The organism is Shewanella sp. SM20, from assembly GCF_025654545.1.
In the GTDB taxonomy this organism is placed as follows: Bacteria; Pseudomonadota; Gammaproteobacteria; order Enterobacterales; family Shewanellaceae; genus Shewanella; species Shewanella oncorhynchi.
In genome coordinates, this window is sequence record NZ_JAKKRK010000079.1 from 1 (window position 1) to 14,757 (window position 14,757).

Sequence of the window (14,757 nt, forward strand, 5' to 3'; positions counted from 1 at the left end):
CTCAACAAAGCCACCGTCATCATCCTGAAACGCCAACAACTGACGCTTGCGATAACTAAAATATGTAGGAATGATGCCCTGACGTTTTGCAAATTCAGTTTGGGTGAGACCACTTTGGGCTTGCTCGGCAAACAAGGCCAGCCATTGTTCTTTGGTACGGTGCATGATGATTACCCTGGCAGTTGATAATGGCAGACAGGGTAAAGTTGATCAGTTAGGATTGGAATGTGTGGTTGGCGTTACGCTTACAGCAAAGCCATCACCTACAGCCTGAATCAATGGCCGAAGCTGATACGTTATTTGGAAGATGGCAGGTTGAATATCGACAACAACCGCGCCGAGCGTGCGATTAAGCCCTTCGTCATCGGCCGAAAAGCCTGGTTGTTTGCCAATACCACATCAGGAGCTAATGCCAGTGCAACACTTTACGGTTTGGTCGAAACCGCCAAAATCAACGGTCTGGAGCCGTCCGAATACCTGACCAGACTGTTTACCGAATTGCCACTAGCTGACACAGAAGAGAAACTCAGGAAGTTACTGCCGTTCTAAATCAACCAGCGACCACGCGAAAAGGTGTGGTTGCTGTTACGTTTACCGTCATTGGCCGTAAAAATTGGCTATTTGCCAACACGGCCAATGGAGCAAAAGCCAGTGCCATACTGTACAGCATGATAGAAACTGCCAAGGCTAATGGGCTGATGCCTTTTGACTATCTCATGTACTGCCTAGAGCAGCTGTCACTCAAGCCAGAAAGCCTGGATCATTTGTTACCTTGGAATGCAAAACTAGGCTAGGTGCAGATCACCGGACGGATACTTTATGAATGACTAGATCCCCTTAAGGGTTATCGACTGTTCTTACGCAATTCTTTCCAACATCTTTGGCAAAATACAAGCTTCTATCAGCCTCTTTTATTAGCTCCTCATAGCATTTCATATCTGGACGTTTGCAGGCAACTCCTATGCTAATACTACCACGCCAAGGGTTTCCACCGGTCGAAACCTTAAGTCGTGTAACCGCTTTACGAGCCAACTCCGCAATATGCATTCCGCCGGCTATGCTTGTTTTAGGCAGAATAATAAAAAACTCATCACCACCAAGACGACATACAACGTCATCATTTCTAAAAGCATTTCGGAGGGTATTTGCGAGCTCGATTAACACCTTATCACCAATATCGTGTCCATAAATATCATTTACTTCTTTGAAACCATCAGCATCAACCATCATACAAACAAGAGGATATTCAGCGCGCGTTGAATTATCCCAAATTTCAGAAAGATAACACATGGCATGACGACGATTGGGTAATCCGGTTAACCCATCGGTAAAAGATAATTCTTCTAGATGCTTGTTGGCCATATGCAACTCCTTTGTCCGCAAAAGAACTTTCTGTTCCAGCGATTCATTTAGCTCTTTTAGTGCTCTGTTTTGCGTTGATACTTGTTCAAGTAATCCACTTAATGCTTCTAGAAGCGGTGCGGTAGAACTATCTCTTTGCTGTTCTAATTTTTCATACGCTTCAACTGGGGATAAACCTGCCTGTATCGCTTGTATCTGCTTTGCCATATCTTTATCTTGTCCTAGAATATGATAGGCTAGCCAATTTATAAGAAATTTAAGCATATTCTTGATCTGTTCAATATTTTCTTTAGAAATATAAGAATACATTAATGAAATATCATTCAAAAAACCGTTATGCATATCAATGTGATGCTCTACATGGCGAGAATCTAACTTCACGTTTTTCATCAACTCTTCTTCTTCCTGAAAATGAAGCATCGCGTAATCAACTAATTGATTATATATAATATCGACATAACCTATATCCATTAAATTTTCTGATTGTAATTTACCAAGGTTATTAATAATTTCTACGAGACGATAATGTTGCCGATCGACCTCTGATAGTCCAGTAATAAAATTTTCACCCCAACGGAAAGTATTCACAATTTAAAGCCTCGACAGATTTATCATTATAAAAGCACTACAAGCATATACTTATATCTTTCACTACCAGTTCAATGTAGATATATCAATTTAAAAACCACAAATATTAAAAAACCTACTTAGATTACAGCTAAAAATAACAAGAGGAAATTGCGTTAATTAACATATCACCCGACCTTTTCCAAAAATCTAGCCTGCATTTGCGATACCGAAACTGGCTTGCTGTATAAGTAACCTTGATAATAATCGCATTGACACTTTTTTAAATAAGAAAGCTCTTCATTACTTTCAACTCCCTCAGCAATCACATTCATCCCCATTGTGCCAGCAATCGCCAACATAGCAGATACTATACCTTGATTTTTTTTATCTAAATGTACGTCAACAATGAATGCACGATCAATTTTCAGCGTGTCTATTGGGAAATCACGTAAATAGGCCAAACTTGAATACCCCGTACCGAAATCATCAATAGAAATGTTGACACCTAAGTTTTTAAGTGAATTTAATGTACGCTTTGTATAATCAAAATCAACCATGGCTACTCTTTCAGTTAATTCTAAATCAATTAAATTAGCCGGGACTTGATGTTTAGCCAAAAGAGACTTTAAAAAGTCAATAAATTTTAAATCCGTAAATATGGATAGCGATAAATTAAGCGCTATCGGAAAAAGAACAAAGTTTGATTTTCGCCATTTACTAATTTGTATGATTACTGCCTCAAGAACCCAATAGTCAATTGCAACGATCTGACCTGATTCTTCCGCCATTGAAATGAAATGTCCTGGTGCTAGTAAACCCCTTGTAGGATGTTGCCACCGAACTAACGCTTCGAATCCTATAATCTCACCAGTATTAACATTTACTTTCGGCTGGTAAAACAATACAAACTGGTTATCTTTAACAGCATCTTCTAATTCATGTTTAAGCTCGACTTTTTCAATAGCTCGAGTTTTCATATAAGGAGAATAAAATGAATAAGTAGATCGCCCAATCGATTTAGCTTTATACATTGCAGCATCAGCAAAGCCAATGAGCTCATCTAAAGAGCTACTGTCTACTGGAGCTACTCCGATACCTATGCTGCAACTAATACTCACTTTTTGTTCGGAAATATAATAAGGCTTGCTAACTATACCTATTAATTTATTAGCAAAGTTATCTATCGAATTAAGGTCACCTTCGTACAGTATTATAAATTCATCACCGCCAAACCGTGACAATATACTTTTGTTGCTTACACAGCTACGCATACGCTCAGTTACTGCAACGAGTAGTAGATCACCAAATTGATGTCCGTAAGCATCATTGATATGTTTAAACTCATCCAAATCAATAAATAGCACTGCTAATTTATTATTTTTCTGAGTGTTATCTACTTTCAATTTAAACTGATTTTGCAACATTTTCCGATTAGGCAATCCCGTTAAAATATCGAAATTTGCCAAACGCAATATCTGTTGCTCATATTTTTTTTGTTCCGTCACATCTTCCATAATGCCAATGATATGTTTAACTTTGCCATTATCATCCTTAACCGATGAGATAGTACCTCGTTGAGTATATAATTCACCACCCTTTTTCCGGTTACGGAACTCCCCAGTCCAATATCCTTTGTTAATTATAGAGCGCCACATCTCTACGTAGAAATTTTTACTTTCTTTTCCAGACTTAAGCAGTCTGGGGTTTTTCCCCATCACATCCTCAACTGAATAGCCAGTGACAGCAGTGAATGACGGGTTAACATTAATTATTTCACTATCCTTATTGGTGATAATGATAGCTTCTTTCGAGTGCTCAAATGCTTCTGAAATAACTTGAAGCCGCATTCTTCCGGCAAGAACATCTAACGCAAAACTGATATCATTAGCCATACCTTTAAACAACTGATTCATTTCATCATCAAACAAATGATATTCACTGAAGAATAATGATAGTACAGCAAAATGCTTTCCATCTTTATAAATATGATAGCTTTCTGCTGACTTGAAATCATGCTCCAGCGTAAGACATATACACTTATTCATCTTCTGGCTGATATTATCAACATTATCCACAACATAACATGCTGTTTTATTTGAAACAATGCAGAGTGATCTAGAGCAATTATCATATTTGATATTTTTAACGTTACAATTAGTACATTCTGATAATTTAATGTGCCTTATGTCACCGACTAGAGATATGCATGCTTGAGAAACTTCACTTTTTTTAGTAATTATACTACACAGTTTTTTTAATATTTCCGTTTCACTCAACTTCATTCCAACAAGCATCTGATTTACATTGCTAATCATCTCGTACATCTGGCTCATTTTTTTGGCACGAATAAGTGCTTGCTCTCTTTCTGATATAACCGTTGATACTAGCAACAACATACATTGGTTTACAAAAACAAATAGGGACAAAGTGAAATGCTCTCCCCAGCTATCTGTTAAGTTGTGATTAACAACCCAATTATAACACCACAATATAATTAGTCCGACTGACAAAGAGACAAATGAATTAAAAGCCAAACTATAACGTACTGCACAGAATGAAAATATAGGCATCAATAAAAAGCTATAAATTGTCAATTCATTATTATTCGGGTTAACAAATATGAATATAGCCATTGTAACAATACAAACCAAAAACCAGGCTAACCAATTGTACCGAATGTTTATAGGACGCTTATCAGACTTTATAAGGTCTGAGATAAATAATAGAAAAGGGGCTATCAATACTATCGATAATGCTCGGTGTGAACTCCAGAGTAACCACTGTTCAACATAACTACTGCCCTGTAACCAATATAAAAATGCTGAAATATTATTAACAAAAAAGGTAGGTAGTAGACATCCAAATGATATAAAACCTATTACACCTTTATAGGTTTTTGGGATTATGGAATTCGGTGAGTATTTATATAAAAGATACGCACCAATCCACGATTGCAATAAAAAAGCAAAAGTTAACCCTGTTGCCATAACAACCTGATATTGCTGAATAACAATTTTAATAAAAAAATCGATTGCATATAGCCCAAATAACAACCAGAAATCGTATAAAAAACGCTTTGGCATAATAAGCAAGGCAGCTAAAACGATACCACTACCTGGATAAAACAGAACATTACTTTCGGATGAATATAGGAATGATTCAAATATTAGTGCCATCAGTAAATAAAAGATAAGCCAAGTAGAACGTCTATCTAATAGCCCCCTTAGATCAACGTTTTTCTCTAATATTAATATTTGACTAAGCATATTAAAGGTGCTCCGCAGTTACGCAACTCATTATTTCATTGGCTATTTTGTTAAGTGGTAAAATTACCTGAGCAGCATCCAATGCTATTGCTTCCTTTGGCATTCCGAATACAATACAACTAGCTTCGTCCTGAGCAACAGTGTAAGCACCAGCTTGTCGCATAGCCCTTAAGCCTCTAGCGCCATCATCACCCATTCCTGTAAGTATAAAACCAGCTGCATTTGAACCTGCCTGAGCTGCTACAGAGCGAAATAGCACGTCAACAGAAGGTTTGTGTCGATTAACTGCGGGACCATTAGAAATCTCAACAAGATAATGAGCACCACTACGCTTGACCTGCATATGCCGCCCTCCAGGTGCAATTAGAGCTAAACCAGGTAGCACACGGTCTTGATTAACCGCCTCCCTGACTTCGATATCACATAACGAGTTAAGTCGTTGAGCAAACATCTCGGTAAATTTTTCTGGCATATGTTGAACAATTACAATACCAGGCGTCACCGCTGGTAATGAGGACAAAATGGTTTCCAACGCTTGTGTGCCACCAGTGGAAGTGCCAATTGCGACTACCTGTTGAGTCGTGCGACTCAAGGCACTTGTATTTTGCTTAAGTGAGGGTTTAATTTTTGGGGTATTGATGCGTGACGATTTAATATTAGATATTTTTGCTGTTGCAGCGGCCTTAACTGCGCTAACAACATCGTTACAACTATCGAGAAGAAAATCTTTAAGGCCTACTTTAGGTTTAGTAATAATGCTAACCGCGCCAGCTTGTAACGCTTGAAATGTCGTTTCAGCTCCTTTTTCTGTTAGGGTCGAACAAATCACAACAGGGGTAGGGTGCTCAAGCATAATTTTTTTAAGAAACGTAATGCCATCCATCCGCGGCATTTCTAAATCTAATATGATCACATCTGGCCATTCTTGTTCCATTCGCTTCATAGCAAAAAGGGGATCTGAAGCTGCAGAAACAACACTAATAGCAGGATCGGCATTCAACACCTCAGTAAGTACTTGGCGCACAACCGCTGAATCATCAACAATCAACACCTTAATAGCCCCCCCACTAGTACGGGAAGATAATTGCGTTGTTCTCATATTAGTCTTAAGCCTCCACTCACTTAGGATTTAGTATGTTGACCATACTGAACCCAAACATCACCGCTATCGAGTTCAAAATATACGTTACGGTAACGAGCTCCGCCGACATCTTCCACCTTGAGATTAAAACCCGCTTGATATAATAATTTACGCCCATGCTCTACATTAACACTGGCAACATTCAAAGCATGATCTAGTTGGTTTCCCCCTTGTAGGATATTACCGCCACCAAAGAGTTTGACTTCAAACGATTGAGGCTTCATGCCTCTGACACCCATTTGTTGAACAAAATAATTAATTGCGTCCGAGCCATAATGCCCTTCAGGATGATGTGTACTTTTATGATATTGCGCTCTATCAGGTAGCAGGTAATGACACATTCCTCCCCATTTTAGCTGAGGATGCCAGATAGTCACCGCGACGCAAGAGCCTAACAATGTATGCACAACAAGATCTCCATTGCCATAAAATAGCTCCCCAGGCTTAAGGTGCTGTAATTTCGATGATGATCTTTTCTGTAAAAATCTCAATTACTCTCCCCTTAAAGTGTATATAGATGGACGGACTAACTGTAACTGCTCAGTTACCCCATTCAGACTTTCTGCATGACCCACCATCAATACACTATCGGGTTTCATTTGATTGATAATATTACCAATGACTTGCTGCTTCGACTTTAAGTCGAAATAGATCAACACATTTCGCAGCAAAATCACATCAAACATCCCTAAGCGCGATTGGGAGTTAAGTAAGTTTTCTTGATGGAAAGTAATCTTCTTACGTAATTCGGGGCAAACTTTTAGGCTATTAGATTTACTGCCGACTCCCTTGCGGCAGTACTCATGCAGGAAATCGGTAGGGATATGATCACTTCGCAGCATTGAATACACTCCTAATTGTGCTTGTGTGACAACCCGACTGCAAATATCTGTTCCTGTTATTTGCCAATCTCCACTATGAAATCTAGCTAATACCATTGCTAACGTATAGGCCTCCTCACCTGTAGAAGATGCCGCACTCCAACAACGTAAAGTTTGTCCCCTTTTCCTTGGTAAAACGAACTCTTTTATAAACTCAAAATGGGCCGGTTCCCGGAAAAAAAAGGTCTCATTAGTAGTAAGTAAATCGATTGCTCGCTGGCGTTCAACGAGCGATGATGAATTATCCGCTTCTGAGATAAGATCAAAATATTGTTTAAAACTTCCTAACTTTAGCTCTCTCAAACGACTAGCTAGCCTGCCAGCAACCAAAGCACGTTTGCTGGCAGCAAGATGAATTCCCGCAGTCTTATACATCCAGGAACTGAACAAACTGAACTCCTTATCAGTTAGTGCAATTCCCGTAACAGCAACACCTTGCGAGTCATTAATCATCTTTTGTATCTGTAATAGTATCTGACATGCCAATATCACGGACCTGTTCTACCAGCGCCAGCTCATCGACGGATAGCACCTTATCTTCAGCAAGAATAATCACAAAGTTGTCTTGTAATTTACCCATACATAATATGAAATCAGTACTAATCCTCGCACCGAATCCCGGAGCAGAACGTATATCTTGAGGATGTATCTCTAATACTTCGGAGACACTATCAACCATTACCCCTAGCACCTGTGTTTTGTCTTTACTCACAACTTCAACAATCACAACACATGTTCGCTTTGTCACTTCAGCTGAGGGTAAATGAAAGCGCCTAGCCAGATTAATGACTGGGACGACTTCTCCCCGCAAGTTAATTACTCCTTGGATAAAATTCGGCATCATAGGCACCGCTGTGACCTTGCCGTATTCAAGGATCTCTTTGACTTTCAAAATACCAAAGGCATACATTTCTTTGTTTAAAATAAATGTCAGATACTGGCACTCTTCAAACTGTTCAACCGAAGGAGCTACCGTCGCGGACTGTGTATATTCAGCGATAGGGAGAGCATTACCAGATTGATGTTCTTTCATCATAGCCTCCTAAAATCGAACATATTCAGCTTCGTCATCATCAGCGATACTTTTAACCTGCTCATATCCCTTTCCCAGCGACACACTCTTTCTGGTCTTTGATGTCATAGGACGTTGCATACCGCCATTTTGAGTTGTTTTAAAGAACGTCATTAATTGTTGTAATTGCTGTGCTTGACTACTCATCTCTTCCGCAGTAGAAGCCAACTCTTCAGACGCTGAAGCGCTTTGCTGTGTAATACTGTTAAGCTGTTCCATTGCTTGATTTATCTGTGTCGCACCTGAAGCTTGCTCCATTGAGGCCGCACTAATTTCTTGAACCAAATCTGACGTTTTTTGAATTGACGGTACAATCTCTTCAAGCAATTTTCCTGCTTGCTCAGAGAGACTCACACTACTTTTAGCTACTTCACCAATTTCTTGTGAAGCAACTTGGCTTCGTTCCGCGAGCTTACGAACCTCTGCGGCAACTACCGCAAATCCTTTTCCATGTTCTCCTGCCCTCGCAGCTTCGATAGCCGCATTTAACGCGAGCAGATTTGTTTGATAGGCAATATCATCAATAATGCTGATTTTTTCAGCGATAGATTTCATTGCTTCTACCGTTTTAGTGACGGCTTCGCCGCCTTGTTTAGCCTCTCTTGCAGCTTTTCCTGCCATGTCATCCGTTACTTTTGCATTTTCAGTATTCTGGGCAATAGATGCGGACATCTGTTCAACAGATGAGCTAGTTTCTTCAACACTAGCAGCTTGTTCACTCGCGCCTTGGCTTAAAGTTTGCGAAGTGGCTGACACCTCTTCAGAAGCAGAAGCCAGTGCGTCACTAGCACTGTTAACATCACCAACAATTTGTGACAATCTGTTGACCATATTTTGAATGTTTGCAATCAGGCTATTGCTGTCTGTAGAGCTTGTTTCTAGTTTTACCGTCAAATCACCTTCAGAAATCTTACGTACCATTTCTGCAGCATAATCTGGTTCACCACCAATTTGACGCAGTACCGCGCGAGTGATAAACCAAGCGATGAACGCACCTAATATTATTGCTATGATACTTACTGATAAAATCAGCATTAAGGAACGATCATTTGAGGCTTGTAACTGAGGGCCAAGTTTGTCTTGCTGTGCCTTAATAGAAAGCTTGAGATCCTCGATTAAGTTGGCTATATCAGGTCCTATCTTACCGAGTTCATCATAAAGGCGGTTTCGTTCGAGTACTGCGCTGACCATCTCGTCAAATATTTGTAAATAGTCTTCCTGCGCTGTCACGATTTCGGTTAATAGGCTTCTACGTTCAACATTTTGAAGGTCTCGATCTAATATTGCTAATCCATTGACAAATTCGCCATATTCTTTTTTGACTCTTTGTACGTTACTAAGCTCATTACTTTCTAAAAACTTGACAACATACACTCGAGCCAACAATAGATGACGAAGTGCTATAGTAGCGTTATAGGCAGCATCCATATCTTGATCTTGCTTAGCGGAGGTCAAAATTTGGGTAAGCTTTTTCTCCATTAATGGACCAAGTACATCAAGCTTGTTAAGCACTAGATCATCACGTATTGATATTTTTTCAGCCATATCTTTAAATATGGAGTCATATACTTCAAGTTTCTGCTCTATTTGGTCGTATACTTTTAATTGACTAGTATCTATAACTAAGTTTTTAGCTTCTGGAATCAGTTCCGATAATGCTTTCCAACCTTCTTGTTTAATTTTCAGATTAGCTTCATTTGATTTCGAAAAATAACTAATTACACCCAACCTCACGGATAATAGATTTGCTTGAATACGCCCGGCTTCGTTAGTATTTCGCGCATACGATCGGTATTCCATAAACCCATCGTCGGCAGTATACAGTCCATTAAACGATATACCTGAGTTAGCAAACAGCAATAACAATACAATGCCGAAGCCCAAACCCAGTTTTCTACCGAGTGTTATATTTTTAAACATAATGTTGTTACCTCAAATTGATTTGTAGCTATTATCATGAACGCTGTTTATTAATCATTTAACTTCTGGTATTCATTTTTTTGATGAACTACTAAATCCATCATTCCCTGAATATCCAATATTAATGCTACCTCCCCGGTGCCAAGAATGGTGGAGCCACTAATACTGTTCACTCTAGAAAATAAAGGTCCAAGTGGCTTAATCACCGCCTGAAATTCACCTAGTAATCTATCGACAACTAAACCTGCCATTAGGCCATGGGCTTGTACTACCACAACATTCTGTCTTCTAGGAGGCAAACCATCGATATCGAAAAGATCTCGGAGGTAAACCAAAGGCAACACTTGACCACGAAGATTAAGATACAGAGGGCTTTGGGTATTTGAATTTTCAGGTACATCTAATTCAACACATTCATGTATTCTATCTAAAGGCAGTACAAACACATCGTCTTTAACGCCGACGGTAAATCCATCTATGATTGCTAGTGTAAGCGGTAAAATTATTCTAATTGTGGTTCCCTTTTGAAGAACACTCTTTACTTCGACTCGTCCGCGAAGTTCTGTGATGTTTCGCTTCACAACGTCCATACCAACACCACGACCAGATAGATTAGAGACTTGCGCTGCAGTAGAAAAACCAGGTTCAAAAATTAGATTAAATAACTCTTCTTCATTAAGATTATCGCTATCGACTAATAATCCTTTCTCAATGGCTTTTGCCTTAATAACATTGACATCAAGGCCCTTACCATCATCGATGATATCAATAACAATATTACCAGAGTCATGGAATGCATTCAGAGTGATTGTTCCAATGTTACTTTTTCCAGAATCCAGCCTAAGTAAGGGAGGCTCTATGCCGTGATCTATTGCATTTCTTACAAGATGCATTAAAGGATCACCAATTTTCTCAACAACGGATTTATCAAGTTCAGTATCAGCCCCTTGTATCACTAAGCGAATTTCCTTATCTAAATCCTTCGCCATATCACGTATCACTCGCTGAAAACGCGTGAACGTTGCTCCAATGGGTACCATTCGCAGTTTTAACGCAGCATCCCTTACTTCATCTAGTAGGCTAGTCAAAATGGACACAGACTCAATCATATTGCTGTCGCCAAGCAAGTTTGCTTGCATTGCTGTCCCCGCTCCCGACGTCACTAACTCCCCTACTAAGTTGATCAAATCATCGAGTTTTTCCGAATCAACTCGTAAGCTTTTTTGCTCTCGAGCGATGGTATCGCGTATCTGTGATTGCTTCTCTACAGCTGCTTTTAGCACAGGTTGCAAGGTATCATCAGCTTCGGTTAGAATTTTACCTATAGGTTGAGGGCTATCTTGATCTTGTTTTGCTCTCTGGCTATCTAAAGCTCGCTCAAGCTCAGCTTTGGTTAGTGCACCGCAACTAACAAGTATTTCACCAAGCTTGATCTCTACTTCGGGTAAGCCAGTAATTAACTCTATATATGCAGCTAAAGCTGAATGGGGAGGGATAATATGAATTTCACTTTCATCACGTATAAATTCAAATACATCTTCTATCTCTTGTTTGCTAATGTCAGATTGAAATTGAATTTGAAAACCTAAATAACAAGTTTCTGGATTAAATTCTTGGATGATAGGGAGCCTATCAGGTAATGTATCGACACTAATAACCTTACCTAACGTTCCTAAATATGCGAGGAAAGATAATGGGTCCATGCCATCCCTGAAAGCATTTTCACCAAACATCAATGAAATATGCCAAAAATCATTTTCCACTTCGTCGACTAATGTACGTTCTAAAACATTTTTATCCAAAGACACCGTTGAAAGCTGACTATTATCCTTAACATCATTGCTACCAACACTTACATCTTGCGGTTCACTTTGGTGCATGCTATGAGCTAACTCTTTGATTAACGAATGACTCAAATGCCGCATTTCATCGGTTGGCTCTGCAGAAGCCTCAGCGTTATCAACTAAAGTTTGAATATGGTCTTTGCATCGAAATAGTAGTGAAATTAAATCTTCATCAATTTTGCGTTGATAACTTCTAAGTTGATCTAACATATTTTCGACGACATGAGTAAAGTCGACTATGTCTTCAAAATTAAATATCCCAGCAGACCCTTTAATTGTGTGTGCGGCTCTAAAAATGGCATTCAAACTTTCGGATAGATCATCATCATTGATATTTTCTAACCGCAAAAGATGCTGTTCCATATCTTCCAAAAGTTCCTGACATTCAGCAAAATAGGTTTGTAGCACAGCATCAAGTTCCATCAGCAACCTCCTTTTTCTTTAACTGAAGCAATCTCATCACTTCCTACCAGTAATACAGGATCATTAAATAAAGCTAGCAACCCTACTCTTTCAAATACATTTACAACTATTTTGCTATGATTAACCAAACTAAATGCAAAGCCGCGAGTGCTTCGTTCTTTGTTGACCATCAGGAGTATTTGAATTCCAGAGCTGTCAATATCTGTAACTCCCTCTAGATCAATGATCAACGGTATATCTTGATTTAACCAGTTAACTAATTCATTAAAAGATGCCTCAGCCTGATAAATAGTTAACTCCCCAGCGAGAAACACTATGTTGCAATTCTCGGATTGTTCGACTCTATACATAATAATTTATCCTAGGGCATGATTAATTTCTTTACCGCGGCCAGCATTTGCTGAGGAACAAACGGTTTAACCACCCAAGCTTTAGCTCCTGCCGCTCTCCCTTGTTCTTTTTTTGATGCTTCAGATTCAGTAGTGAGCATTATGACTGGTGTAAATTTGGTATCAGGACGACCTTTTAGTTCTTTAAGCAGTGATAAACCATCCATATTTGGCATATTCACATCACTAATTATTAAGTGAACTTTATTACCCACTAGCTTATTCAATGCATCCTTACCATCGTTAGCTTCTATGATTGTATATCCAGCCCCTTTTAAGGTCATGCTAACCACTTGACGAATTGAGGCTGAATCATCTACTACTAGTATCGTTTTACTCATTTAAACATCCTTAAATTACCTATTATTCATTCTTAATTAGAAGAAGGTAATATCTTCAACAACTGCCTTGTTTTTAACCGTCTCTCCACTGTGAATCCAATGTTGCTCTATCATTGTGTAGCCTTGCTTCATTTTATCGAGCCAAGCTTCTGCATCTATCCCACCTCCATGGGGTGAAGTATCGATATTGAGGCAATCTATTTCTTTCCTTAAATCGTTAAAGTTTATGCTTATTTGAGCTAACATTTGACTAACTCGATCTTGGAACTGTAGATCGACAATAACGTCTGAGATGGCGTCTTTTACCGCATGAGCATCATCTCGCAACATGTTAGATTGCAAGTCTAACTGATTTAGAATTTGCTCAAACTGCGCGACAACTGTATCAATACAAGATTCCGTTGCAGTGATCTGTTCATCTTCTTCAGTCATTGCTTGTTCTGCAATACTAAAAGTTCGAGATATTGCCTGATTTACTGACTGTACTTTCTCGGTCATATTCGTTGCAGTTTCTCGCGATCTCATAGAGAGACTTCTGACCTCATCTGCAACAACAGAAAAACCTCTACCTGCCTCACCAGCTCGAGCAGCTTCTATGGCAGCATTCAATGCGAGTAGATTAGTCCGATTAGCAATAGCAACAACATCAGCAGCCATATCACTAAGTTCTGTCGTGTAAGCTCCTAAATGCTTCATTTCATCCAGCATGTGATGTCTATTTTGTTGTGTATGTCTGAGTACATTGACCGCATTATTTAGGCTATTGCGACTATCATTAATCACCTTGACAACAAATTGATCATCACCACTTTGGTCTATTGATGACATGGACCCTGTGTGCGATAAGCGTTCAACCAATTGACCAAAAAGCATCGACAAATCAGATATGGCGATAGTTAATTGGTCGTTAACGGAATCGATATGGCGTTGCCATATTGGGAGTGCTTGGACGATTAGCGGCTTAAGAGCTTGATAGGCGACTTGCTCATCTTGCAAGTCTGACTGGATTTGTGAACTTTGTTCATCACCAATATTTACCTCTGTAATATTACCTGAAGCATCGTAACGTGATAATAGGAATAAACTGACAATTGCACTAATTAATCCAAAGCCAATGCTAATTAGAGTAAAAGCTTCAAAATAAATGCTAACAGATACTATAATAATAGGGGAGAAAATAGCGAATCCTTGTTTCAAAAACATATATCACCTTTCAATTAGTGTTTCTTCAAATGCCTATTCTGAGAATTAGATAAATCCACCACCTTCAGATTTACTACACAATTACTACATACGATAGGCGTTGTTGCCTAAATCAATCTTAGGAATGCCTTTTCCTAAAAGGGTTCCTGGTATTAATTGACCCTCTGGCGAATAGGCATACCCAGTCCTATGACTTTGTTCATCACTTTCACACCAGCCAGTGCCTCGCCGACTTGGCCGTTGTAGTCCCGCAGGCTCAATTTCGGGCTAATCAGTTGCTTGTAACGATACATAGCTGTTTCTGACAGGGAGCGTTGGTGATAGTCATTCTCTTGTTTCCATTGT

General features: G+C 39.2%; 12 protein-coding genes and 3 pseudogenes. 2 read left to right on the forward strand and 13 right to left on the reverse strand.

Going from position 1 to position 14,757, the window contains the following annotated elements; all coding sequences use genetic code 11:
* The coding region (gene tnpA / locus L5M18_RS21630) for an IS66 family insertion sequence element accessory protein TnpA (RefSeq protein ID WP_411569122.1) at positions 1 to 165 on the reverse strand (165 nt) is incomplete at its 3' end.
* 87 nt (positions 166 to 252) lie between these two features.
* Here tnpA and L5M18_RS21635 point away from each other — a divergent pair.
* Together L5M18_RS21635 and L5M18_RS21640 are read left to right on the forward strand one after the other, a co-directional pair.
* Positions 253 to 549 (forward strand): annotated as a pseudogene (locus L5M18_RS21635) (IS66 family transposase); the annotation flags it as partial.
* A 47-nt stretch (positions 550 to 596) separates the two neighbouring features.
* Positions 597 to 794: pseudogene (locus L5M18_RS21640) on the forward strand (transposase domain-containing protein); the annotation flags it as partial.
* 43 nt (positions 795 to 837) lie between these two features.
* On the opposite strand, the gene L5M18_RS21645 reads toward L5M18_RS21640, so the two are convergent.
* The 12 genes and pseudogenes from L5M18_RS21645 to L5M18_RS21700 all read right to left on the reverse strand — a co-directional run.
* A complete protein-coding gene (locus L5M18_RS21645) occupies positions 838 to 1,950 on the reverse strand; it encodes a GGDEF domain-containing protein (protein ID WP_263198587.1) in 1,113 nt (370 codons plus the stop codon).
* Between the two features lie 167 nt (positions 1,951 to 2,117).
* Positions 2,118 to 5,198, reverse strand: a complete 3,081-nt coding sequence (locus L5M18_RS21650) for an EAL domain-containing protein (protein WP_263198588.1) — start codon at positions 5,196 to 5,198, stop codon at positions 2,118 to 2,120.
* A gap of 1 nt (position 5,199) precedes the next feature.
* Positions 5,200 to 6,297 carry a chemotaxis response regulator protein-glutamate methylesterase gene (locus L5M18_RS21655; protein WP_263198589.1) on the reverse strand — a complete coding sequence of 366 codons (1,098 nt, stop codon included), beginning with the start codon at positions 6,295 to 6,297 and terminating at the stop codon, positions 5,200 to 5,202.
* Positions 6,298 to 6,320: 23 nt separating this feature from the next.
* Entirely contained in the window at positions 6,321 to 6,746 is a 426-nt protein-coding gene (locus tag L5M18_RS21660; protein WP_263198590.1) for a chemotaxis protein CheD, read from the reverse strand.
* 84 nt (positions 6,747 to 6,830) lie between these two features.
* Positions 6,831 to 7,673 (reverse strand): CheR family methyltransferase, encoded by an 843-nt coding sequence (locus L5M18_RS21665; protein ID WP_263198591.1) that lies wholly within the window; start codon positions 7,671 to 7,673, stop codon positions 6,831 to 6,833.
* Entirely contained in the window at positions 7,666 to 8,256 is a 591-nt protein-coding gene (locus tag L5M18_RS21670) for a chemotaxis protein CheW (RefSeq protein ID WP_263198592.1), read from the reverse strand. Before L5M18_RS21670 ends, L5M18_RS21665 begins: the two co-directional genes overlap by 8 nt.
* Positions 8,257 to 8,262: 6 nt before the next feature.
* Positions 8,263 to 10,212 (reverse strand): methyl-accepting chemotaxis protein, encoded by a 1,950-nt coding sequence (locus L5M18_RS21675; protein ID WP_263198593.1) that lies wholly within the window; start codon positions 10,210 to 10,212, stop codon positions 8,263 to 8,265.
* 50 nt (positions 10,213 to 10,262) lie between these two features.
* Complete coding sequence (locus L5M18_RS21680) at positions 10,263 to 12,479, reverse strand: chemotaxis protein CheA (RefSeq protein WP_263198594.1); 2,217 nt, start codon at positions 12,477 to 12,479, stop codon at positions 10,263 to 10,265.
* A complete protein-coding gene (locus tag L5M18_RS21685; RefSeq protein ID WP_263198595.1) occupies positions 12,479 to 12,829 on the reverse strand; it encodes an STAS domain-containing protein in 351 nt (116 codons plus the stop codon). Before L5M18_RS21685 ends, L5M18_RS21680 begins: the two co-directional genes overlap by 1 nt.
* Positions 12,830 to 12,840: 11 nt before the next feature.
* On the reverse strand, positions 12,841 to 13,209 hold the full coding sequence (locus L5M18_RS21690) for a response regulator (RefSeq protein WP_263198596.1): 369 nt from the start codon (positions 13,207 to 13,209) through the stop codon (positions 12,841 to 12,843).
* 36 nt (positions 13,210 to 13,245) lie between these two features.
* A complete protein-coding gene (locus L5M18_RS21695; RefSeq protein WP_317629907.1) occupies positions 13,246 to 14,412 on the reverse strand; it encodes a methyl-accepting chemotaxis protein in 1,167 nt (388 codons plus the stop codon).
* Between the two features lie 152 nt (positions 14,413 to 14,564).
* Positions 14,565 to 14,757 (reverse strand): annotated as a pseudogene (locus L5M18_RS21700) (IS5/IS1182 family transposase); the annotation flags it as partial.

Excerpts from the sequence above, each read along its gene's own strand:
- L5M18_RS21650 (WP_263198588.1), bottom strand. The coding sequence starts at position 5,198 with ATGCTTAGTCAAATATTAATATTAGAGAAAAACGTTGATCTAAGGGGG.
- L5M18_RS21655 (WP_263198589.1), bottom strand. The coding sequence starts at position 6,297 with ATGAGAACAACGCAATTATCTTCCCGTACTAGTGGGGGGGCTATTAAG.
- L5M18_RS21665 (WP_263198591.1), bottom strand. The coding sequence starts at position 7,673 with ATGATTAATGACTCGCAAGGTGTTGCTGTTACGGGAATTGCACTAACT.
- L5M18_RS21670 (WP_263198592.1), bottom strand. The coding sequence starts at position 8,256 with ATGATGAAAGAACATCAATCTGGTAATGCTCTCCCTATCGCTGAATAT.
- L5M18_RS21675 (WP_263198593.1), bottom strand. The coding sequence starts at position 10,212 with ATGTTTAAAAATATAACACTCGGTAGAAAACTGGGTTTGGGCTTCGGC.
- L5M18_RS21680 (WP_263198594.1), bottom strand. The coding sequence starts at position 12,479 with ATGGAACTTGATGCTGTGCTACAAACCTATTTTGCTGAATGTCAGGAA.
- L5M18_RS21685 (WP_263198595.1), bottom strand. The coding sequence starts at position 12,829 with ATGTATAGAGTCGAACAATCCGAGAATTGCAACATAGTGTTTCTCGCT.
- L5M18_RS21690 (WP_263198596.1), bottom strand. The coding sequence starts at position 13,209 with ATGAGTAAAACGATACTAGTAGTAGATGATTCAGCCTCAATTCGTCAA.
- L5M18_RS21695 (WP_317629907.1), bottom strand. The coding sequence starts at position 14,412 with ATGTTTTTGAAACAAGGATTCGCTATTTTCTCCCCTATTATTATAGTA.